This window comes from Peribacillus sp. SRI_006 (assembly GCF_057586375.1).
The window spans coordinates 11,629-32,688 of record NZ_JBYCZT010000022.1 but is presented as its reverse complement, the minus strand read 5'-3'; the positions used below and the strand labels follow the sequence as shown (position 1 = coordinate 32,688).

At 42.8% G+C, this 21,060-nt stretch carries 17 protein-coding genes and 1 pseudogene; 10 read left to right on the top strand and 8 right to left on the bottom strand.

The window, feature by feature from the left end:
• Positions 1-158 precede the first annotated feature (158 nt).
• Together AC2YHV_RS24775 and AC2YHV_RS24770 are read left to right on the top strand one after the other, a co-directional pair.
• Positions 159-626 carry a MarR family winged helix-turn-helix transcriptional regulator gene (locus tag AC2YHV_RS24775; RefSeq protein WP_057276336.1) on the top strand — a complete coding sequence of 156 codons (468 nt, stop codon included), beginning with the start codon at positions 159-161 and terminating at the stop codon, positions 624-626.
• The gene (locus AC2YHV_RS24770) at positions 623-3,739 is read left to right on the top strand and encodes an MMPL family transporter (protein WP_487374384.1); all 3,117 of its coding nucleotides are present in this window, start codon (positions 623-625) and stop codon (positions 3,737-3,739) included. The genes AC2YHV_RS24775 and AC2YHV_RS24770 overlap by 4 nt, the downstream gene beginning before the upstream one ends.
• A gap of 670 nt (positions 3,740-4,409) precedes the next feature.
• On the opposite strand, the gene AC2YHV_RS24765 is transcribed toward AC2YHV_RS24770, so the two are convergent.
• From AC2YHV_RS24765 to nagA, 4 genes are all read right to left on the bottom strand, one after another.
• The gene (locus tag AC2YHV_RS24765; protein WP_063574513.1) at positions 4,410-5,132 is read right to left on the bottom strand and encodes an SIS domain-containing protein; all 723 of its coding nucleotides are present in this window, start codon (positions 5,130-5,132) and stop codon (positions 4,410-4,412) included.
• Positions 5,133-5,195: 63 nt separating this feature from the next.
• On the bottom strand, positions 5,196-5,918 hold the full coding sequence (locus AC2YHV_RS24760) for a GntR family transcriptional regulator (protein ID WP_034304859.1): 723 nt from the start codon (positions 5,916-5,918) through the stop codon (positions 5,196-5,198).
• Positions 5,919-5,932: 14 nt separating this feature from the next.
• Positions 5,933-6,667 carry a glucosamine-6-phosphate deaminase gene (nagB, locus tag AC2YHV_RS24755; RefSeq protein WP_063574512.1) on the bottom strand — a complete coding sequence of 245 codons (735 nt, stop codon included), beginning with the start codon at positions 6,665-6,667 and terminating at the stop codon, positions 5,933-5,935.
• Entirely contained in the window at positions 6,667-7,845 is a 1,179-nt protein-coding gene (gene nagA, locus AC2YHV_RS24750; RefSeq protein WP_487374383.1) for an N-acetylglucosamine-6-phosphate deacetylase, read from the bottom strand. Before nagA ends, nagB begins: the two co-directional genes overlap by 1 nt.
• Positions 7,846-8,150: 305 nt before the next feature.
• Between nagA and nagE the strand changes: the two genes are divergently transcribed.
• Entirely contained in the window at positions 8,151-10,061 is a 1,911-nt protein-coding gene (nagE, locus tag AC2YHV_RS24745; RefSeq protein ID WP_048688745.1) for an N-acetylglucosamine-specific PTS transporter subunit IIBC, read from the top strand.
• A 331-nt stretch (positions 10,062-10,392) separates the two neighbouring features.
• On the opposite strand, the pseudogene AC2YHV_RS24740 reads toward nagE, so the two are convergent.
• A pseudogene (locus tag AC2YHV_RS24740) lies at positions 10,393-10,821 on the bottom strand (ABC transporter ATP-binding protein); the annotation flags it as partial.
• Between the two features lie 71 nt (positions 10,822-10,892).
• Here AC2YHV_RS24740 and AC2YHV_RS24735 point away from each other — a divergent pair.
• The 3 genes from AC2YHV_RS24735 to AC2YHV_RS24725 all read left to right on the top strand — a co-directional run bounded on the left by AC2YHV_RS24735 (position 10,893) and on the right by AC2YHV_RS24725 (position 12,928).
• On the top strand, positions 10,893-11,135 hold the full coding sequence (locus AC2YHV_RS24735; protein ID WP_063574509.1) for an alpha/beta hydrolase: 243 nt from the start codon (positions 10,893-10,895) through the stop codon (positions 11,133-11,135).
• 168 nt (positions 11,136-11,303) lie between these two features.
• Positions 11,304-11,477, top strand: a complete 174-nt coding sequence (locus AC2YHV_RS24730) for an MbtH family NRPS accessory protein (RefSeq protein ID WP_268565335.1) — start codon at positions 11,304-11,306, stop codon at positions 11,475-11,477.
• A complete protein-coding gene (locus tag AC2YHV_RS24725; RefSeq protein ID WP_487374382.1) occupies positions 11,474-12,928 on the top strand; it encodes a DHA2 family efflux MFS transporter permease subunit in 1,455 nt (484 codons plus the stop codon). The genes AC2YHV_RS24730 and AC2YHV_RS24725 overlap by 4 nt, the downstream gene beginning before the upstream one ends.
• 176 nt (positions 12,929-13,104) lie before the next feature.
• Here the strand turns inward: AC2YHV_RS24725 and AC2YHV_RS24720 are convergent, their stop codons facing one another.
• On the bottom strand, positions 13,105-14,838 hold the full coding sequence (locus AC2YHV_RS24720) for an AAA family ATPase (RefSeq protein WP_063574507.1): 1,734 nt from the start codon (positions 14,836-14,838) through the stop codon (positions 13,105-13,107).
• 250 nt (positions 14,839-15,088) lie between these two features.
• Between AC2YHV_RS24720 and def the strand changes: the two genes are divergently transcribed.
• The gene (gene def / locus AC2YHV_RS24715; protein ID WP_034304843.1) at positions 15,089-15,667 is read left to right on the top strand and encodes a peptide deformylase; all 579 of its coding nucleotides are present in this window, start codon (positions 15,089-15,091) and stop codon (positions 15,665-15,667) included.
• Between the two features lie 34 nt (positions 15,668-15,701).
• On the opposite strand, the gene AC2YHV_RS24710 is transcribed toward def, so the two are convergent.
• Entirely contained in the window at positions 15,702-16,412 is a 711-nt protein-coding gene (locus tag AC2YHV_RS24710) for an SGNH/GDSL hydrolase family protein (protein WP_487374381.1), read from the bottom strand.
• Between the two features lie 128 nt (positions 16,413-16,540).
• Positions 16,541-18,055, bottom strand: coding sequence for an MDR family MFS transporter (locus tag AC2YHV_RS24705; protein ID WP_487374380.1), 1,515 nt, complete (start codon positions 18,053-18,055; stop codon positions 16,541-16,543).
• Between the two features lie 130 nt (positions 18,056-18,185).
• On the opposite strand from AC2YHV_RS24705, the gene AC2YHV_RS24700 reads away from it, so the two are divergent.
• From AC2YHV_RS24700 to efeB, 3 genes are all read left to right on the top strand, one after another.
• On the top strand, positions 18,186-18,665 hold the full coding sequence (locus tag AC2YHV_RS24700) for a MarR family winged helix-turn-helix transcriptional regulator (RefSeq protein ID WP_487374379.1): 480 nt from the start codon (positions 18,186-18,188) through the stop codon (positions 18,663-18,665).
• Positions 18,666-18,854: 189 nt separating this feature from the next.
• Positions 18,855-19,700: an iron uptake system protein EfeO gene (gene efeO, locus AC2YHV_RS24695; RefSeq protein WP_283929794.1), complete on the top strand. Its 846-nt coding sequence runs from the start codon at positions 18,855-18,857 to the stop codon at positions 19,698-19,700.
• The gene (gene efeB / locus AC2YHV_RS24690) at positions 19,701-20,987 is read left to right on the top strand and encodes an iron uptake transporter deferrochelatase/peroxidase subunit (RefSeq protein ID WP_487374378.1); all 1,287 of its coding nucleotides are present in this window, start codon (positions 19,701-19,703) and stop codon (positions 20,985-20,987) included.
• The last annotated feature ends 73 nt before the right edge of the window (positions 20,988-21,060 follow it).

The window sequence follows — 21,060 nt, the reverse complement described above, 5'->3', positions numbered from 1 at the left end:
CCTTTAGAATAGTAGATTGTTTGCTTATTTTGGGTTTTCCCTTATTTACCATAAGTTAAACTGGAAATAATAAACTATCATGGGATTGACATGATAAATAAAACAATAGTACTCTACATATAGTTAAATGACTGAACTACTTTTTGAGAGGTGCAACGATGACGAATGAAAAAGTTTCTGGATTGATTGATCGATATATGAAGGTTTCTTTCTATGTCAATAAGATGGGGGAGCTTTTAATAAAAGATCAGATTTGTGATGTGCTGACGAACGAACAATACTATACTTTACGGTTCATTCAACAACAGCGGTTGTGTACATCGACGGAAATCAGTGATGCCTTTTATATTAATAAGAGTGCCGTCACGTCCAACATCAACAGGCTGGAAGGCAAAGGATTGATAGAACGGGAACAGGACCAGGTTGACCGAAGGGTCTTCCATTTGAAGCTTTCCAAAGAGGGGGAAGCGTTGTTACAGGAAACGGAAAATAAGATTCATAAATTGGTAGAGAGCATCATGACGAAATTCGATTATGAAGAGATTGTTAAATTCCTTGATACATATGAGAAGCTTTCACAAATTTTCATTCAAATGAAGAATGAGGAATGGGAGGAGTATAAATGAGGGGGATCATAAAGGGAAGATGGCTGGTCATTATCGTATGGGTTGCCATTACGGCAGGTTTATTGTTTGCGGCACCGAATATGGCGGAGCTTGTCCGGAATAAGGGCCAGCTGGATGTACCGGCAGAGTATTCCTCTGGGATGGCCAATGAGCTAATGAAAGAGATCCAGGATAAGGATGAGTCACAAGTGGCTCTCGTATTTCATGGTGATAAGAAGCTGTCTTCCCCGGAATTGAAAGAGATCGAGGTAGCGATCCAAAACCTTGAAAAGAATAAAGCGGAGCTTGGCATCAAAGAGGTCATGACCCATTTTAAAGAGCCCTCGCTAAAAGGTCAGTTGGTCTCGGAGAACGAAACAACGGTTTTGACATCCATCACGATGGTCAAGGGGGACCGAGAAGCTAAGGAAGTGATCGATGCCCTTTATAAAGAGCTGGAGCAAGTGGATGTCGAGCATTATTACACAAGCAGCTGGATGATCGATGAAGATCTTAATGCCAATTCCCAAGAAGGGCTGAAGAAAACTGAAGGCATCACGGTTGTCTTCATTCTGGCTGTATTGCTGATAGTCTTCCGTTCAGTGGTGGCACCGGTCATTCCGTTGGTAACGGTAGGTTTCACTTATTTATGCTCCCAATCCATCGTCTCACTCCTGGTGGATAAATGGGACTTTCCGATTTCGTCTTACACCCAAATATTCCTGGTAGGTATTTTATTTGGAATAGGGACTGATTATTGCATCCTGCTGCTTAGTCGTTTCAAGGAAGAGCTAACGTCACAGGAGTCCTTGCCTGAAGCGATCGTTGAGACATACCGAACTGCCGGTAAGACTGTCTTCTTCAGCGGGCTGACCGTAATGATTGGCTTTGCGGCAATTGGTTTTTCTACTTTTAAGCTCTATCAATCTGCGGCGGCCGTTGCCATAGGGGTCTTCATTTTAATGATCGCCCTTTATACGATCGTTCCATTTTTCATGGCGGTTCTTGGCAAAAAGCTATTCTGGCCGGCGAAAGGGAAACTTGCGCATAGTGAAAGTAAACTATGGGGAGTTCTAGGTAACTTCTCCTTGAACCGCCCATTATTGGCGCTTATGATCGTCGCAATCGTCTGTGTTCCCTTTTTGTTTATGTATGATGGGAAGATTTCATATAACTCCCTTGAAGAAGCGGGTGATGATGTTCCTTCCATCATGGCATTTAATATCATTTCCGATGAATTCGGACCGGGACAATCGATGCCAACACAGATTGTCATAAAGAATGACGAACGCATGGATTCGGAAGAGTACGTCGCACTTGCTGAAAAAATCAGCCAGGAAGTAGTCAAGGTGGATGAAGTCGATGTAGTTCGATCCATGACCCGCCCGACAGGTGAACCGATTAAGGATTTATTTGTAGCGAACCAGGCCGAAACCTTGGAAAAGGGAATCGGGGAAGGAAATGAAGGCATTAAACAAATCAGCGATGGATTGAAAACGGCAGGCAGTGAGCTTTCCGATTCAGGACCGCGATTGAAGCAAGCGACGGACGGAATAGGGGGACTCATATCCGGGACCAATGAATTAAAGAGCGGCGTAGGTCAGGTGGAGAAGGCGTTAACAAGCATTGAAGCAGGCATTCGTGATGGGTCTTCAGGAACCGGGGACATAAAAAACGGATTGAATGAGGTCAAGGCTAACTTGGATAAGCTCGCCACCGGAAGCGGACAGCTTCTCGAAGGCTATAAACAATCAGCTAATGGGTTAAGTGAGCTCACAGGTCAATATAAAGAAATTCAAACTAACCTTACGGGTGTATCACAAAGCCTTGCCGGTTTAAATCCTTCTTTTGAGCAAATGGAAGCCACTCATCCAGAATTACAGGCTGATCAGTCCTATCAAACGATCAAGCAAACAGTGCAAGGGGCACAGGGTGGCTTGGAGCCCATGGCAGCAGGCCTTTCAGAGCTCAATAGGAATCTTGGTTCAGTGTCCGGCGGTTTGAATACGGCGAATGAAAATATGGAAGAAATCGTAAAGGGTCAAAATTCTCTTGGGGAGGGCCTGAACCAATTGATTTCAGGCGTTGACAATTTACAAAAGGGTCTAAGCACCATGGCTAATGGTCAGGGGGAAGTCATAAATAATCTGTCAGGATTTAAAGGAGGCCTTACTAGCTTAAGTAATGGGCAGCAAGAACTCCTAAATGGTTTTTCAAGCCTGGGCGGGCAGCTTACTGATTTGACTAATGGCTTAAATGAAAGTGCGGATGGTCTGAATGAAGTCCATGATGGACTATCGTCCGCACAGGGTTATTTATCAGGGCTGGCAAAAACGGATAAAACGGTAACAGGCATGTACATTCCCAAAGAAGTAGTGGAAAGCGAAGAATTCGGGGAAGCATTGAACGCGTATTTATCTGAAGATGGTAAAACCATGACCATGGATGTGGTATTCAAGGCGAATCCTTATTCCAATGATGCAATCGAGCAAATTGATTCGATTGAGGCAACCGTTGAAAGAGTAACGAAAGATACAAAGCTTGAAAACGCGCAGGTGGCGATAGGGGGAATCACAAGTACACATCATGACTTGGGCATGATGTCTGGGGAGGATTTCTCAAGGACGGTCGTTTTGATGCTGTCGGGTATTGCAATCATTCTCTTTTTCATGCTGCGATCCTTGATCATGCCTGTCTATTTGATAGTGTCGCTCGTTTTGACTTATTATACAGCGGCAGCCATTACAGAGTTGATTTTTGTTAATATTCTCGGTTATGCCGGCATTGGCTGGGCAGTTCCTTTCTTTGCCTTCGTCATCTTGATTGCTCTTGGCATTGACTATAGCATTTTCTTGATGGATCGCTTCAACGAGTGGAAAGATAAGCCGGTCAAGGAAGCGATGTTGCTGTCCATGAGAAAAATGGGAACGGTGATCATCTCGGCGGCTGTCATTCTGGGCGGAACCTTTGCTGCCATGATGCCAGCAGGAGTTTTATCGCTCTTGGAGATAGCCACATTAATATTGGTGGGGCTTGCTTTATATGCGTTTGTCATCTTGCCATTGTTTATTCCGGTGATGGTTGCAACGTTTGGAAACGCGAATTGGTGGCCGTTTTTAAAAAATAAGGAATAAAAGGGAATATAAAATAAAGAAGGCCTCCATTCGGATGCCTCCAGACTGTAGACAAAAGGGTTTCGGAATGCTCCAATTCCGAAACCCTTTTTGAATGATTATAAAATGGGAAATGGATTTAAAAGCTCGCCCGGTGGAGGAAGAATGACAATCATAAGTTCCATCATACACATAATCAGGCGTACTGGTTTTGGAAGCTGCATCTTCAACAGCTTCCGGTTTTCCTACTTTCTCAATCGGTGTTACTCTCGTCCACAACACAAATTTGTTATGGTCTGCTGGTGCATGAAACGAATGTGTGGGATCAACAAATACATGCCCTGCACTCATTCGTTAAATGAAACATTTAGTTAAGAGGGGATGGAAAAGCGTTTGAATAAAAGTTGCAGAAAGACCGTTGGCCCATGGAGTTCTGTCTAATTACTAAAACTCTGTTGACTGGAACGGAAGGTGCGAGACTCCTGCGGGAATACGAGTGCAGGGGAGACACCGCAGGCAGGCGCAAACGCCGAGGAGGCTCCCCGGACCCCGGACTGCCCGCGGAAAGCGAGTGCCTGCAGTGGAATTCAACGCTCAACTTCCAAACTCTCAAAAAAACTGTAGACCAACTCGATGGAGTTTGCCTACAGTAAGAAATAAACAACCGAAACAAAAAAATATGTATTCCATTTCATAATTGGGGGATTCTTGTTTTATATTTCGCGATGATCTTTTGATTGTGTTCATCTGCCCCTTCGATATTACTGCTAAGGAATACGGGAGGGGTTTCCCCTGATTCAATAATCGTTTGGATGACTTGCGTGAAAACCATATTGAGGAGAACGGCCCCGACCACGGTCGATCCGGAACCAAAAGGTATATTATTTGATTTCAGTAATGTGTCACCTTTGGCAATATGATTGTCTATGACCAAATCAACGACATCGTGGAGATAATGCTTCTGTTTATGCCGTGAAGAACAACTTTTTGCATACTCCGGTGATGTTAGTCCAATAACGAATGCCCCTTTTTCTTTTGCGATAGTGGCTACATCTATCGGAACGGGATTTACGCCCGATGACGAAATGACAATACAAACATCACCAGGACGGATATCTTCATCATTCATGAATTTCTCTGATAGGTCATTTTGGCGTTCAAGTTGGGATGATCTTGATGCTCCTTTAAAAAGCATTAGATCTTCAACGAAAATTGGACGAATTGCGGCTAACCCACCAGCCCGGTAGAATACCTCTTCGGTCAAAATGTGGGAGTGTCCGCTTCCGAATAAATGGATGATCCCATCCGACATGACTGCTTTTGAGATACGTTTCACAGATTCCTTAATTGATTGCTTTTCCTGTTCTCCCACAATTGTGAGTAAAGCCTGCACTTCTTCAAAGTATGAGTTCATATATGTGACACCCTCCGATTACCTTTGGCAATTAAAAGACTATAGTGATGAAAATATTCCATTTTATCTGCTTATGTTGATAGTGAACTTATACCTATCCGCACGATAAGCCGATTTAACATATTCAAGGGGAGTTCCGTCTATTAAGAACGTATTCCTTTGAATGAATAATATGGGTGAGTGCTTTGGAATTGCTAAATGGGTCACTTCCAATTCAGAAGCAATCGATGATTCCAACGTTTGTGAAGCATAGTCTATCTTTAGTTTGACGTAGTTCTCCACATATTGGTAAAGGGAAAGGTTAATGATTTCTTCCGTTAATCCTTTAATTAAATTGGCAGACATGTACACGGTCTCGAGCGCCATTGGAACATCATCAGCCAACCGAATGCGTTTTATTTCATAAACGGGAGCATAAAGGGAAATGTGCAATTCACTGGCAATCTTCTTATCAGCCGGAATGATTTCAAAGCTCAGCAGCTTGCTGCTTGGGTTTAATCCCCTGGCCTTCATGTCCTCGGTAAAACTGGTCAGCCCATTGAGCTGCTGCTCCAATTTCTTATCGGCGACAAAGGTTCCCCTTCCTTTCTGACGGTATAAGTATCCGTCATTCACCAAATTATTTATGGCTTGGCGGACGGTCATCCGGCTAATTTCGAATTGCTCGGCATATTCACGTTCAGATGGAAGGGCATCGTGCGCTTGGAACTCACCGTTTTCTATTTTTCTTTTTATTTGTTCTTCGATTTGAAAATAAATCGGAAGAGGTGAGTTTTTATCAATCATCGACTTTCGCTCCTTTAGGGTATTATCACTCCGGATAACGCTTTTTGGTCTGCGATAATTGTAACACTATTATGTTTTTTTAGGATAGATGCAGGAAATTCCTCTGAAATGTCACCGTGTATCAATTTCTTCAGTGTTTCGGCTTTTTCTTCACCAGAAATCAGCAGCAGAATTTCTTTGCTTTTCATGATTGTTGAAATGCCCATCGTAACGGCATGTGTCGGAACTTCGTCTATGGAGTCGAAATAACGTGCATTCGCTTGGCGCGTCGAATCTTCAAGTGTCACGACATGTGTACCGGATGTGAAGGAAGTTCCAGGTTCATTAAAACCAATATGGCCATTTTGGCCAATGCCAAGTATCTGAAGATCGATCCCGCCCACGGAATCAATCATTTCGTCATACCGTTGACATTCTCCATTCGTGTCATCGGCTGTGCCATTAGGCAGGTGAGTACGCTCTTTATTTATATTGATGTGAGTGAATAAGGAATGATCCATATAAAAATGGTAACTGTTTGGATCATTTGGTTTTAAGCCGATATACTCGTCAAGGTTAAAAGACGTTACATGTTCATATGAAGTATGATTACGTACGTGATCTTCAATCAAATTATCGTACATTCCTTTAGGGGTGCCGCCTGTTGCAAGGCCCAATTTGATATTCGGATTTCCTTTGACTTTTCCGATCACTATTTCTGCGGCTGTCCGGCTCATTTCCGTGTAGTCCTGCACTTGTATGATATTCATTATATATTCTCCTTTTTAAAAGCTAAATTTCCTCTGCAGAAAGTCATTTCAACGTCCAAGCGGTCATTCAATATTACAAGATCTGCGTCTTTGCCGACTTGGATGCTTCCTTTTCTGTCAAAAATCCGAAGTTGTTTGGCAGGGTTTTCCGCCGTCATTTTTATAATGTCAGTCATGGAACAACCGGTATATTCCATTGTGTTCTTGATGGCATCATTCATTTTCAATATACTGCCGGCTAGTGTGCCGTCTGAAAGCGTTGCTTTCGTTTCGTCAACATTAACAGGCTGACCACCTAAATCATAGGTTCCCTTTTCAAGCCATTTGGCACGAAGTGAGTCCGTTATCAGTATCATTCGTTCGCTGGTAATTTGGTCATATGCGAGCTTGATCATTTCCGGCCTGCAGTGAATGCCGTCAGCAATAAGTTCAACATATAGCTCATCTCGAAGATAAGCAGCTCCCAAAACGCCAGGTTCGCGGTGATGGAGTCCACGCATTCCGTTATAAAGATGTGTAACGTGGGTAGTCCCTGCCTGGATTGCTTCATCTATTTGGTCATATGTTGCATCTGAATGGCCGATGGAGGCGACGACGCCAGTTCCCCTTAAGTGGGCGGCAAGATCTAATCCGTTCGGTTGTTCAGGAGCAAGCGTTACAAGCTTGATTTGATTTTCGGCCATTTCCTGCCATCTTTTAAATAGAGTGACATCAGGATCAACGATATAATCCTCAGGCTGTGCTCCTTTACGGGCCGGTGAAATGAAAGGACCTTCTAAATGTACTCCAACTATTTCAGCATTTTCCTGAGTTTGATTTTCGATATATTTACCAGCATTAAGAAGTGCTGATTCAATGGCTTGGGTGGCTTGGGTCATTGTAGTGGCCAGAAAGCTGGTGGTTCCTTCTTTAGGAAGGGTCTTTGCCATTGTGGATAATGCGTCATGTGTGGCATCCATTGCATCGGAATTGGATGCACCGTGAATATGAATGTCGATGGCACCGGGAATTACCTGATAATCCGGTGAAAGAGTAATCACCTTGGCATCATCGTCCTGTTTGTATTGGCTGCCTGGACCAACTTCGGCAATTTTTCCATCCACGACTTTAATGTACCCATTTTTGTATGTTTCCTTTTCGCTGTGAACCATCAGATTATTAATAATGAATGTTTTCATACATAATCTCCTTTATGAAAGTAAAACTTAATGAATGAGTCATGAAATGGTCTCATATATTTTGCCCTCATTTTATCGTTTTTATTAAAAGTTGTCTAGACCAGTTAGGGAGTATCAAGAACAAAAATGATATTTTTACTATGTTTTCGAAGAATATAGTATATTTACAAGTAAATTGGTATAGACATCTATATATTTTCTGTGCTAGTATAATCCCAAAGAAACGTTATTATATTGATAAAATGAAAACGCTTAATACATCTTGTTGTTGATTAAAGAAGTTAGGTACAAGGGAGATGAGTTCGATGTTAAATTTTTTACAAAAGATTGGGAAAGCTTTAATGTTACCGATTGCCGTTTTACCAGCAGCCGCGTTATTGCTTCGTTTAGGGCAACCGGATTTACTTGATATTGCCTTTATTGCCGCAGCTGGAAAGGCGATATTCGATAACCTTGCGATATTGTTCGCCTTGGGAATAGCGATTGGATTATCCAAAGATGGAAGTGGCGCTGCGGCATTATCAGGCCTTGTTGGATACTTTGTATTAACGAATGGTACACAAGCGATTGATAAAGAAATCAACATGGCTGTTTTAGGCGGTATTATATCGGGGATAGTTGCCGCTCTTCTATATAATAGATACTCCGACATAAGACTCCCTGAATGGCTTGGATTCTTTTCAGGGAAACGATTCGTCCCGATCATCACTTCGCTTGCGATGATCATACTTGCGGGAATATTCGGTTTTGTGTGGCCGCCGATTCAAGATGTAATAAATAGTGTCGGTGACTGGATTACAGGTGCAGGGGCATTGGGTGCCGGCGTATTCGGCGTATTGAATCGCTTATTGCTTCCAGTAGGATTGCATCATGTCTTGAATAGTATGGTTTGGTTCGTCTTTGGTGAGTACAATGGAGCGACGGGTGATATAAATCGTTTCTTCGCAGGGGACCCGACTGCTGGGCCCTTCATGACCGGCTTTTTCCCGATCATGATGTTCGGTCTTCCAGCTGCAGCATTAGCGATGATTGCAGCTGCTAAGAAAGAGAAACGTAAATTGGTGACAGGGATGCTTGTTGGATTGGCTTTCACTTCTTTCCTTACAGGAATCACAGAACCGATTGAATTTCTTTTCATGTTCATCGCACCGGTGTTATATGTAATACATGCCCTTTTAACCGGGGTCTCTCTGGCACTTGCTGTTATATTGGATATCCATCATGGGTTTGGATTCTCCGCAGGAGCCATTGATTATTTCTTGAACTTTGGTATTGCGCAAAAACCGCTATGGTTAATCCCGATTGGATTGGTATACGCGGCAGTTTACTTCGTGATTTTCTATTTTGTCATCAAGATCATGGATTTAAAAACACCTGGCCGTGAAGACGATGAGGAAGAAGTGGAAGAAGAAACTATTGTGAAAACAGGGGATAAATATACCGATATGGGATCGCTTTTCATTCAAGATCTTGGCGGTAAAGAGAATATAAAGCTAATTGATAACTGTGCAACACGCTTGCGTTTACAAGTGGCCGATTCAGGAAATGTGAATGAAGCAGCCTTAAAACGGCATGGTGCCCGCGGTGTCATGAAGTTGAATAAATCGAGTGTACAGGTCATTGTTGGAACGAATGTTGAATTCGTTGCAAATGCAATGAAACAGCTTGTCAAGGATGGAGTCGACCCAAGCCAAGTGAAAACAAGTCCATCTGCACAAGTGGCAGAGGATATAGTAGAGGAAAACCAAGCTTTGGGTGCAAATGACTTTGTCCTTCCAATTGAAGGAACCATTTTACCGATAGAACAAGTTCCCGATCAAGTGTTTGCCATGAAAATGATGGGGGATGGCTTTGCTATCGAGCCAGTCAACGGAAAACTAGTATCCCCAATCGATGGGGAAGTTCTAAGTATCTTCCCGACAAATCATGCACTGGGCTTGAAAATGGATAATGGTCTGGAAATTCTGATTCATGTTGGTTTGGATACAGTTAAATTAAATGGAGAAGGGTTCACAGCTCTTGTTCAAGAAGGCCAAAGAATAACAAAGGGAACACCTCTTTTGGAAATTGATTTAGATTTCATTAAACGGAATGCACCATCAACGGTCACTCCTATTATATTCACTAACTTACCTGAAGGAACGGCAGTGAAGTTGCAAAAGTCAGGGATCCAGAAACAAAATACACCAGATATCATCCAGTTGGAAAAACTATAAATTTGTAAAATGGGATGTCGACTTGTCGACATCCCTTTAGACTGTAGACAAACTCAAAGAAAAGTGAGTTTGCCTGCAGTTTTTTTATGACTTGTACAATTTGGATGTTGATTTCCAAATCCAGGCACTCGCTTTCCGCGGGCGGTCGGGGAGCCTCCTCGGCTTGCACCTGCGGGGTCTCCCCTAGACGCGCTTTTCTAAGCAGGAGTTCCAATCAACTATGTTATAAAATTCAGATGGAAACCATACCCGCGGAGTTGGAGGTGTTGGTTTGAATCAGTTGATTCGGGAATATCATTTGATGAATTATACGTTTTACGAACCACACCTTTCAATTGGATAAAACGGCTTCTTTATATACTTCTTGCTGTGATAAATTGTCATAACCAATACAAACGGGTGCCCCATTGGCCGGGATCTATCATAACCCTTGCATGAATACGAAAGACTTCCTCTAAAACGGCAGGTATGATGATTTCCCCCGGGTTACCGATTTTAACGATTTCCCCTTCCTTCATCGTTATGATTTCATGTGAAAACCGGGACGCATGGTTAATATCATGCAATACCATGACAGTCGTTATTTTTTGTTCTTTATTAAGCTTTTCAACTATTTGCAAAACCTCTAGTTGATGAGCCATATCAAGGCAGGTGGTTGGCTCATCCAATAATAAAATCTCCGTTTTCTGTGCTAAAGCCATTGCCAGCCAAACCTTTGTCTTTGACCACCGGATAGATGGGCGATTTGCCGGTTTCGAAATGGCTGGATGCCCATCTCTCCATTGGATCAAAAAGTGGTTCCGTGAGGAGGAGGAGAAGTTTCTTTCCCGATTGAATCAAGGAAAGGATGGTGATATTTCCTTTTTGCTTGGCGTGGGGGAGCTGGAAGGCACCCATAAAAGCGGGACGAATGAAAATGCTTTGGAATTATCAAAACGATTATCCTTGAAGGATAGCAGAGTGAATGTTCAATTCAACGAGTCTGAAGGGGAAGGGCATCTTTCAGTTTTGCCGCCTTTGATTAACAGGGCTTTGCGTTTTGCTTTGAAGAGAAATGTGACTGGTAAGAAATAGGACTTTCTCAGTAAATCCACGGAAGGCACTTGACCAGTAAGTTATAAATATATATCATTACCTGTAGATTATGATTGATAATGATTATCATTATTGGTTAGCTAGGAGATAACTAACAAACATTCACTATCGAAAATTCGAAAAAATTATGAAGGAGGACAATGACTGATGACCAACCGTTTTGTGAATGAAAATGGGATCTACAATGAATTAATAATTGAAGAAGGTCGAAATTCCCTTTGGCCCGCCTTTTTGGTTATTCCAGAAGGCTGGTCATTGATATATCGAGAGGACTGCTGGAAATACATAAAACTAGTTGCTAGCATTGATGGAACAAAATGAAAGTAAGGATGCAAATGGACCCTAAAATAGTAGTTAGCATCGTTTATGTCATAGCGATGTTCATGGTTTCGATGGACGGGACGATTGTCAATGTGATCCTGCCAACGATCAGTAGTGAATTTAACCTTGATCCCTCTTCAGCCAGTGGCATTAATGTTGGATATTTAGTAAGCCTGGCTGTATTCCTTCCGGTAGCTGGGTGGCTTGGGGATCGTTTTGGAACCAAGAAAATCTTCTTGATGGCATTGGGTGTCTTTACGGCAGCCTCCTTTTTATGCGGATTCGCTAATAATCTTCAAACCTTGAATTTGTTCAGGGTTTTGCAGGGGGCAGGAGGCGGGATCCTTACACCAATTGGAATGGCCATATTATTTAGAACGTACTCTGTTGAAGAACGCCCAAAGGTGTCCCGTTCCCTTGTGCTTCCCATAGCATTCGCACCAGCTGTTGGTCCGATTGTTGGCGGATTCCTTGCGGAGCAGCTGTCTTGGCGTTGGGCATTTTATATAAATGTCCCTTTCGGAATTATGGTCCTGATATTCGGTGTATGGTTTTTAAAAGAAAATAAAGAATCAACTGCTGGCAGATTGGACCTTCCAGGATTCTTATTGTCAGCTGCAGGCTTTTCCATGCTGATGTATGCAATGAGCTTAGGGCCATCTAAAGGATGGGGTTCCCCCGCTATCATGTATACAGGAATTATCGGTGCAGTTCTTGTTCTCTCATTTATTCTATTGGAGCTGCGTGTGAACGAACCGATGCTTGATTTGCGTTTATTATCCGATCGATTGTTTCGGACATTGGGCATCATTTCATTATTTTCAATGGCGGGCTTATTGGGGATGCTCTTCGTGTTCCCGTTAATGTATCAAAGTTCGCTTCATGCTTCAGCTTTAGAAAGCGGGCTGACCACTTTCCCGGAAGCTATAGGTTTGATGGTGGCCTCCCGGATGATGCCTTGGACTACGAAGAAACTGGGCATACATCAGGTGATCCGGATAGGGCTGCTTGGTACAATCATCATTTATACATTGATCAGCATTGTCGGGCCGACAGCCAACCCCTGGTTCCTTCGTGCCTTATTATTTAGTGTCGGTATCTGTTTGGGACATACTGTTGTGGCCGTACAGTTTTCCACTTTCACCAATATCAACTCTGCTTCGATGGGAATGGCGGCCACATTGTTCAATGTCCAAAACCGGATTGGCTCTGCCATTGGTGTAGCCATCCTAGCCAGCATTCTGGGGGAAGTGGGCACTAGCTCGATAGGAACGAATGGGGAGCACCATGTTAATTTAATATCCTATCAATTTGCTCTCCTAGGTTCTGTGGCTTTGCTCGTCATAGCCCTATTATTTGCGATGCGTTTGAAAAAGGATGATTTTAAGGCCAAGATACCGAAACAAAATATGTCTAAATCCCTTGATATAAAACAGGTCAGAAGCGGATAAGTAACAGGAAGGCCACTGTGATTTTGCCAGTGACCTCCTTTTCATTTTGCTAGCGGCACAGGGACTGCCTACATAAAATATTAATTAAAGATTGGCTTTGCGGCTGAAAAAAAAGAGCCTGTTTTATTGCAAACAGGCTCTGGAAATCAGTTCTTAAGACTTAGTGGAGAAGAGTATTATGCATTCGAGCATATACCGGTTATTTCCGAAGCGTCAACGATACGCTGAACTTCAGATCCCTCAAGTGTCTCTTTTTTCAATAACTCTTCAACGAGTTCTTCATACTGTAGGCGATTCGAGTCAATCAACATTTCCGTTTCCTGAATCGCTTTCGTGAATAATTCCTGCATCTTTTGCTCCTTCTCACCTTTATTGAAGGTGAGGGTGAATCCATCTTGAAGCATTCCGGTATCGACCATTTGTTCCAGCAGATGTTTCGCCTGCTGTACATCTCCGCCTACACCTATGCTATGTTCCCCTAGGTACATTCTTTCCGCCACGCCGCCTGCCAAAATCATTTTGACTTGATCGAGCAATTCACTGGCTGTTGCCAGATGGAGCTCTTTTGGTATCGGCGCTACATATCCAAGGGCTTCCCCACGCGGAATGATGGTCGCCTTTCTAACGGAGCCAGGCTTTGTCAAAGCAGCAATCAGGGCATGTCCACTTTCATGAATGGCCACACGCCGCTTCGTATCCGCATCATTCAAAGTACGTGATGTCGCTCCAAGTATCGTACGGTCAATCGCGTAATCAAGATCCTGTTTACGAATCATATCCTGTTCATTCCTCAGGGCATGACGTGAGGCAGTATCGAACAGGGAGCTTAAGTCAGCGCCGGAGAAACCGGATGTACTTTCAGCCAACTCATCCAGGGAAGCCAGGACATCTGTCGCTAGACGCTTTCCCTTCGTATGGATATCGATGATTTCCCTTCTTCCTTGTGTATCCGGAAGTGGGACTTGGAAAGAGAAATCGATCCTGCCCGGACGTAGAAATGCCTCATCGAGCATATCTTTCCGGTTGGTCGCTGCAATGAATAAAATGCCTTCATTTGGATGGCCCCCATCCAATTGGACAAGCAGTTCGGTTAACGTTTTTTCGCCTTCTTCCCCGCCGTGGGGTTTCCTTTTACCAGCCAATGCATCCACTTCATCGATGAAAATGACAGCTGGCGATTGTTTACGTGCATTTTGGAAAAGGCTGCGGACACGGGCTGCACCGACTCCAACAAACATTTCGTTGAAGGCTGAACCGCTCGTTGAGAAGAAGTTTGCACCAAGCTCTTTTGCAATTGCCTGTGCAAGCAGCGTTTTCCCCGTTCCAGGAGGGCCGTATAATAAAATGCCTTGAGGCGGCTTAATTCCAATTTTAGCTGAACGTTCAGGTTCCTTTAGTGTAGTAAGTGTCTGAAGGATCTCCTGTTTGATTTCGGATTGCAAACCGCCTACATCATCCAAAGTTATCTCTGGCAGGGGTTTTGGGGTGGAAAGGCTTTGTTTTTTGCTGCCGATCCGCAATCCGCCCTTTGATTTTTTCTGTATAATGACACCGGTTGTGACGAGGGCCGCCATTAACCCGCCTAAAATCCATAATGCTGATTTATTAGTTGATGAAAAAGAATATTGAACGTTATAAGTTTCGACAAGTTTATTGATCATTTGACTGTTGGGAGGAATACTTGAAACGTATTCTCCATCTGGTGTGGAGATGTGAAGAGTGCCATTTCTTTTTTCTTCAATGGTGACAGGAGCCCCATTTTGGGCTTTAATCGTTTTTTCCACCGATGAAAAAGGAATGACCATATCCTTTGACTGAGTAACAGCATACCAACTGATTCCAGCAATTATCACAATGAGAGCCGTAAGGAACGGCAGCAATTTCGAAACTAATTTAGAGTTCGAGTTCAATTTTTCATCTCCTTTAAGTATATATATTCAGTATAAAATTTTTAAACATGTAATCTATAGGTCTTTGTACCTTAAATTAAAGGTAAATAATGTTAAAGGAAAGAAATAACACTTATGTATGAGAGTTTAAAGAGTCCGGAATTTAGAAATATTTAATCTATCCGGGATATTAGACTTTTTAAATGCGAAATGCTAAAGTGAAATGGTCTAAGTCATGAAAAAATAAAATGGTAGAAGAGTGTGAAGTTCTATGAGTAAATTTATAAAAGACTATATGATTACGATGAAGGATATCGTTAGAGAAGGGGATCCCATTCTGCGTCAGGTAACGGATGAAGTTAGCCTGCCGATTTCGGATGAAGATCGTGAAACGCTGGAATGCATGATGCAATACCTGAAAAACAGTCAGGATCCAAAACTCCAAAAGAAGTTCAACTTGCGTGAAGGAGTTGGGTTGTCTGCCAATCAGATAGGCTTGAATAAACGCATGTTCGTCATGTATTTTCCCGACGAAAAGGGGAAGCTGTTTGAATATGCCCTTGTGAATCCGAAAATCATCAGCCATTCCGCCACAATGATCTATTTACCGCAAAGTGAAGGCTGCCTTTCTGTCGACCGTGATATTAAAGGATATGTACCGCGTTATGAACGGGTTAAAATCAAAGCTTTTGACGGTAATGGTGAGGAAATAGAGATGCGGCTGAAGGGCTTTGCTGCAATCGTGTTTCAACATGAGCTAGATCATTTGAACGGGATGATGTTTTATGACCGGATCAATACCGAAAACCCTTTCAAGCTTCCGGAAAACGTGGAAGTGAAAAGTCTGTAAAACCCAAAAAGGCAAAGCGCCATGCTTTGCCTTTTTACCGTTTTATGGCTTTAGGAAACATATCTTCTTCCATATGCTTCAGCAAATCACTGAAAATGGCCAGGCTCATTTGCTGGTATCCTTCTGAAGTGAGGTGGATGCCATCATCGCTAATCAAGGGACCCAAGTCACCGGAGGATTTAATATGGGAACGGACGTCGATCAAAGGCACCTTTAGTTCCTCTGCAAGGCTTTTCAATTGGCGATTATACATCCCATGCCAATGTTCAATACCGCCGACATGGGAAACGAAATGGCCGATTGAATGACCGAACTTATCGGCGATGGATCTGTAATATCTGGCAGGATCCAGTGGCGGAAGAGTTAAAAGGAAAGGGGTTATATGCTTGTCCTGAACCTGCTTGACAAGTTGCGTGACATTTTCCAGGTAGCGTTCGATTGGAACGATGGGCTCATGGTCACCTTCTGGATTCTTGGCTACTTCGTCCCAATGGAAGTTACAGTCATTTCCACCTACCTCTATTAATACGATATCGGGATTTTCCGACATGACGTCTTTCTCGATCCGGCTAACCAACAGGTCGGAGGTATCATTGAAAACCCCTTTATTCAAAACTTCGACGAATGGCAAAGATTCTGTTAGCTTAGCTAAAGAGTTTGGATAATTTTCTTTAATGATGCGAAGGCGCCCCCTAACATAAGAGATGCCTCTGGTTAAACTGTCTCCAAAACATACGATCTTCAAACTTCTCACCTCGGTATGTGAATGTGTTACTTATATTTTAGTAGTGGAATGATATTTCGGCAATCTTCACCTCCTTTATAGAAGGGAGATGAAAATACAAAAAGCGCTGGGAGTGCAGCGCTTTTTGTTTATTGTAATGATTCCTTTTTTGAAGGTGTTTCCACCCTTGTTTTTCCCATGAAGAACACAGTGATGGCTGCAAGACCGATCGGAATGAGGGCCAAGGTGAATATCAATGATATCGAATCGGACATCGCGTGAACGATTTTATCCAGGATAAAGTCCGGAATCTCCGCACGTGCTTCCGATTGGAAGAGCTGACGTGGGTCATCCATCAAGCCGGCTGTATCCGGACCTCCTTGCATTCCTTTAAATGCATCCGTCATTTTACTTTGGAATACATTGGTCTGAATCGCTCCATAAATCGTTACACCGAGTGTCATCCCAAATGACCGGAGGAAGGAGTTTGTTGAATTGGCCGACCCCCTGAATCTAGGTTCCAAGTTGTGAATGGACGCAATAGGCAAAAGGGAGAAAGAAAAGCCCATGCCAAATCCAGTCAGAATCATGTACAAAGTTAATAAAGTCCTGCTGGTATCAGGGGTGATGGTCCCTAATAGAAGCATACCTGCAAAATAACAGATGACGGAAATCGTCATTAAGTTGCGAAAGCTTGTCTTTGTATTGAATATCCCGCCAATTGCACTGCCGAATACAGAACCAAGCATCATGGGAGTTAGGATCAGTCCGGCATTTGTTGCGGAACCACCGTAAACTGCCTGCACGAAAATCGGGATATAGACGGTTAAAATAATGAATGTGCCGCCATAAAGAATGGCTAAAATCTGAGAAGTGGCAAATAATCGCCTTTTAAACAGCCATAATGAAATGATGGGATCTTTTGCTCTTTTTTCGAAAAAGAAAAATGAAACGAAGAAAACCACAAAACTGGCAAACAGGCCTATGATGGGAGAGGAACTCCAACCATACTCCCCGCCTAGTTCAAGAGCGAACATTAAGCTGATAACGGCTATGACGAGAGTTGCTGCGCCACCCCAATCAATTTTTTGCTCCTGGGTGTTGGGTGACTCATTGTAATAATTCCAGATGAAAAATAAAGAAATGATTCCAATCGGAACATTGACGTAGAAAATCCAGTGCCAGCTGGAGTATTCAGTAATATAAGCACCTAAAAGTGGTCCCAATACGCTTGATGCCCCAAATACAGCACCGAAAAGGCCAGTTAATTTTCCCCGTTTTTCAGGTGGGAAAATATCAAAAATAATCGTAAAGGCTATAGGCATCAAGGCGCCTCCGCCGATCCCTTGGATTGCACGGAAGATACTTAACTGCACTATGCTCTGAGCCATGCCGCATAATGCGGAACCAATCAAAAAGACTATAAGTCCGAAAATAAAAAACCGCTTTCTTCCATACATGTCCGAAAGCTTACCGAATATCGGCATACTTGCCATCGTGGCGACCATATAGGCAGATGTCACCCATACAAACTTATCAAATCCGCCTAAATCAGAAACGATCGTTCCCATCGCAGTAGCAACAATCGTATTATCCATTGCTGACATCAGGATACCCAGTAGTAAACCGGCAACAATGAATTTTTGTTTTTTTTGAACGTTCATTTATTTTCCTCCTTCATATCAACCAGCTCATGAATTTTCCTTTACATGGTTGAAGGGTAAACGTTAAGATGAAACAAAATATTTATCTTGATAATCAAGATAAATTCAAGTGTAAAAGGGGTGGCATTTTATGTCAAGCGATAATAGGCTGAATTCAGCTCTGTTAGAGAGTTTAACACACAGATTGCAGCGGTATGGAATGAGATCCGTTTTATTTCAACAAAATATGGCCCAGAAAATAGGGGTGTCCCATACGGACTTAAAGAGTGCTGAAATATTGAATGAAACAGGACCGATTACCGCTGGTGAATTATCCAAAATTACAGGATTGAGCACGGGTTCGGTTACGGCACTGATCAATCGCCTTGAGAAATCGGGCTATGTTAAAAGGGAACGAGATCAATTGGATGGAAGAAAGGTCATGATTATGCCGATTCCGGAAAGGCAGGAACAGATCAAATCGCACTATCAAAAGCTCTCCATGGCCACAAAAGAATTATGCTCAGCTTATAATGAGCAAGAGCTAATATTGATCAATCAATTTGTTGAGGAAATCACAAAAATCGTGGATAAAGAAAATGACAGGTTAATGAGTGAGCGTGAAAGGTAGCTGATATGCAGGCTGCCTTTTTTATTTTTAGCCAGCTGGGAGCTACTTATCCTGCGTAAGGAAAAGGGATAGAGTTGAATATTTTGGAAGAGAATGAACAATGTCTGTTTCCATAAAAATATATATTGATAATGAATTTCATTATCTGCTAATATGAATCTACAAATCATTTCAAAGGGAGAATACAATATGAAGAAAGCAAAGGCGTCATTAGCAGTCTTATTATCAACCAGTCTATTATTTGGCTGTGCGCAGGAAAAGGAAGGAACTGAACAGGCAGATGATAATGCCAAAGAAGTGAGTGCGAGTAAGCTTGATGGTGTATCTAGCGAGTACCGGGAATATGCCATTGGTGAAATAGAAGAGTTCGTAAACGCAACGGAAGAATTCACCACGGCCGTATCTGCCGGTGATATTGAAAAGGCGAAGGAATTATACGCACCAGCACGGATGCATTATGAAAGAGCGGAACCCATCGCTGAAGTTTTTGGCGATCTTGATCCCAAAATAGATGCGCGTAAAGGGGATGTCAAAGATGAAGAATGGGGCGGTTACCATAGGATTGAAATGGGGTTATGGCAAGAAAATACAACGAAAGGATACGAAAAGTTTGCAGATCAATTAATGAGTGATGTCAATTTGCTTCGTGCCAAAGTTGAAACGGTTGAGGTAACACCGGATTTGTTGATCACGGGTGCGGTGGATTTATTGAATGAAGTTTCAACAAGTAAAGTGACAGGAGAAGAGGACCGATACTCCCATACCGATTTATATGATTTCGTGGCTAATGTTGAAGGTGCAGAGAAGATCTATGAACTGCTTACTCCAGCGCTGAAAGAAAAGGATGCGAAGCTTGCTGCGGAAATTCAACAACGTTTTGACGATGTATACGACTTGCTTGAAAAGCATAAAGAAGGGGATGGATACATCTCATATACGGATTTAAAGGAATCTGAAGTCAAAGAGTTAAGTCAAGCAATTGATGCATTGGCTGAACCACTTTCGCAAATAGGGATTGTAACGGAGGAATCTTAATTGAAAGAACATACGCCGAAAGATGAAACCGGACTTTTTACAAAAAAGGTGAGTCGTCGTAACATGCTGAAAACGGCAGGAGTGGGTGGAATCGGAGTCGTGATAGGAGCATCCGGATTTGGCGGGCTGCTGTCACTTTCTGGACAAAAGGCGAAGGGACAAACTAAGGATATTGTACCTTTCTATGGAGCGCATCAAGCTGGTATCACCACTGAAGCGCAAGATAACCTTTACTTCGCGTCATTGGAAGTAACCACGGATAAAAGATCGGACTTAATCCAGTTATTCAAGGATTGGACAGAGGCTGCGGCTCAGATGACAGCGGGGAATTTGATTGGTGATACATCACTTAATACGAATATGCCCCCAAAGGATACGGGGGAAGCGAAAGAATTATCACCTTCCAATTTAACGATCACTTTTGGAGTGGGTCCGACCCTGTTTTCGAAGGATGGCAAGGATCGATTTGGTTTGAAATCAAAAAGACCTGCTGAATTAAAGGACCTGCCCCAATTTCCTTTAGATGCTTTAGAAGAAGAATGGAGCGGTGGGGATATTTGTATTCAAGCATGTGCAGATGATCTTCAAGTGGCTTTCCATGCCGTCCGGAACTTAGTGAGGATCGGCAGAGGGAAAGCGATCATTCATTGGGCACAAACAGGTTTTCAACGGACTAAGCAAGCCGATTCACAAAAAACGACACCACGTAACCTTTTCGGGTTTAAGGATGGGACCGTCAATCCGGATACGAATGATAATAATGAAATGAATGAGCATGTTTGGGTGAAGGGCGAGGACGGTCCTGACTGGCTTGTTGGAGGCAGTTATATGGTGGTGCGGCGAATCCAGATGTACATTGAAGTTTGGGACCGGACTATTTTGAAAGAACAAGAAAATACGTTTGGCCGTCATCGCGACAGTGGAGCTCCACTAGGAATGAAAAATGAGTTCGATACCGTGGATCTCGAAGCTAAAGACCCAAATGGAAACCGGATCATTCCAGAAGATTCACATGTAAGTCTCTCCAGAGGGGACGGAAAAGCAAAGATATTGCGGCGTCCATATTCATATGCAGATGGAATGGATCCCAAAACAGGGAGCTTCAATGCAGGCTTGCTATTCATTTGTTTTCAGCGAAACCCAAGTAAACAATTCATACCGATACAAGAGCGACTGGCAAAGAATGATAAGCTCAACGAATATATCGTTCACAGGGGCAGTGCCATGTTCGCTTGTTTACCAGGTGTGAAAAAGGGTGGCTATATCGGGGATTCCCTTTTTGGATAAATATCATTTCAAATGAGGCTGTGAAAATCGCCAGCATGGATATTATCCAGTTGGCGATTTTAGTTCATGAATA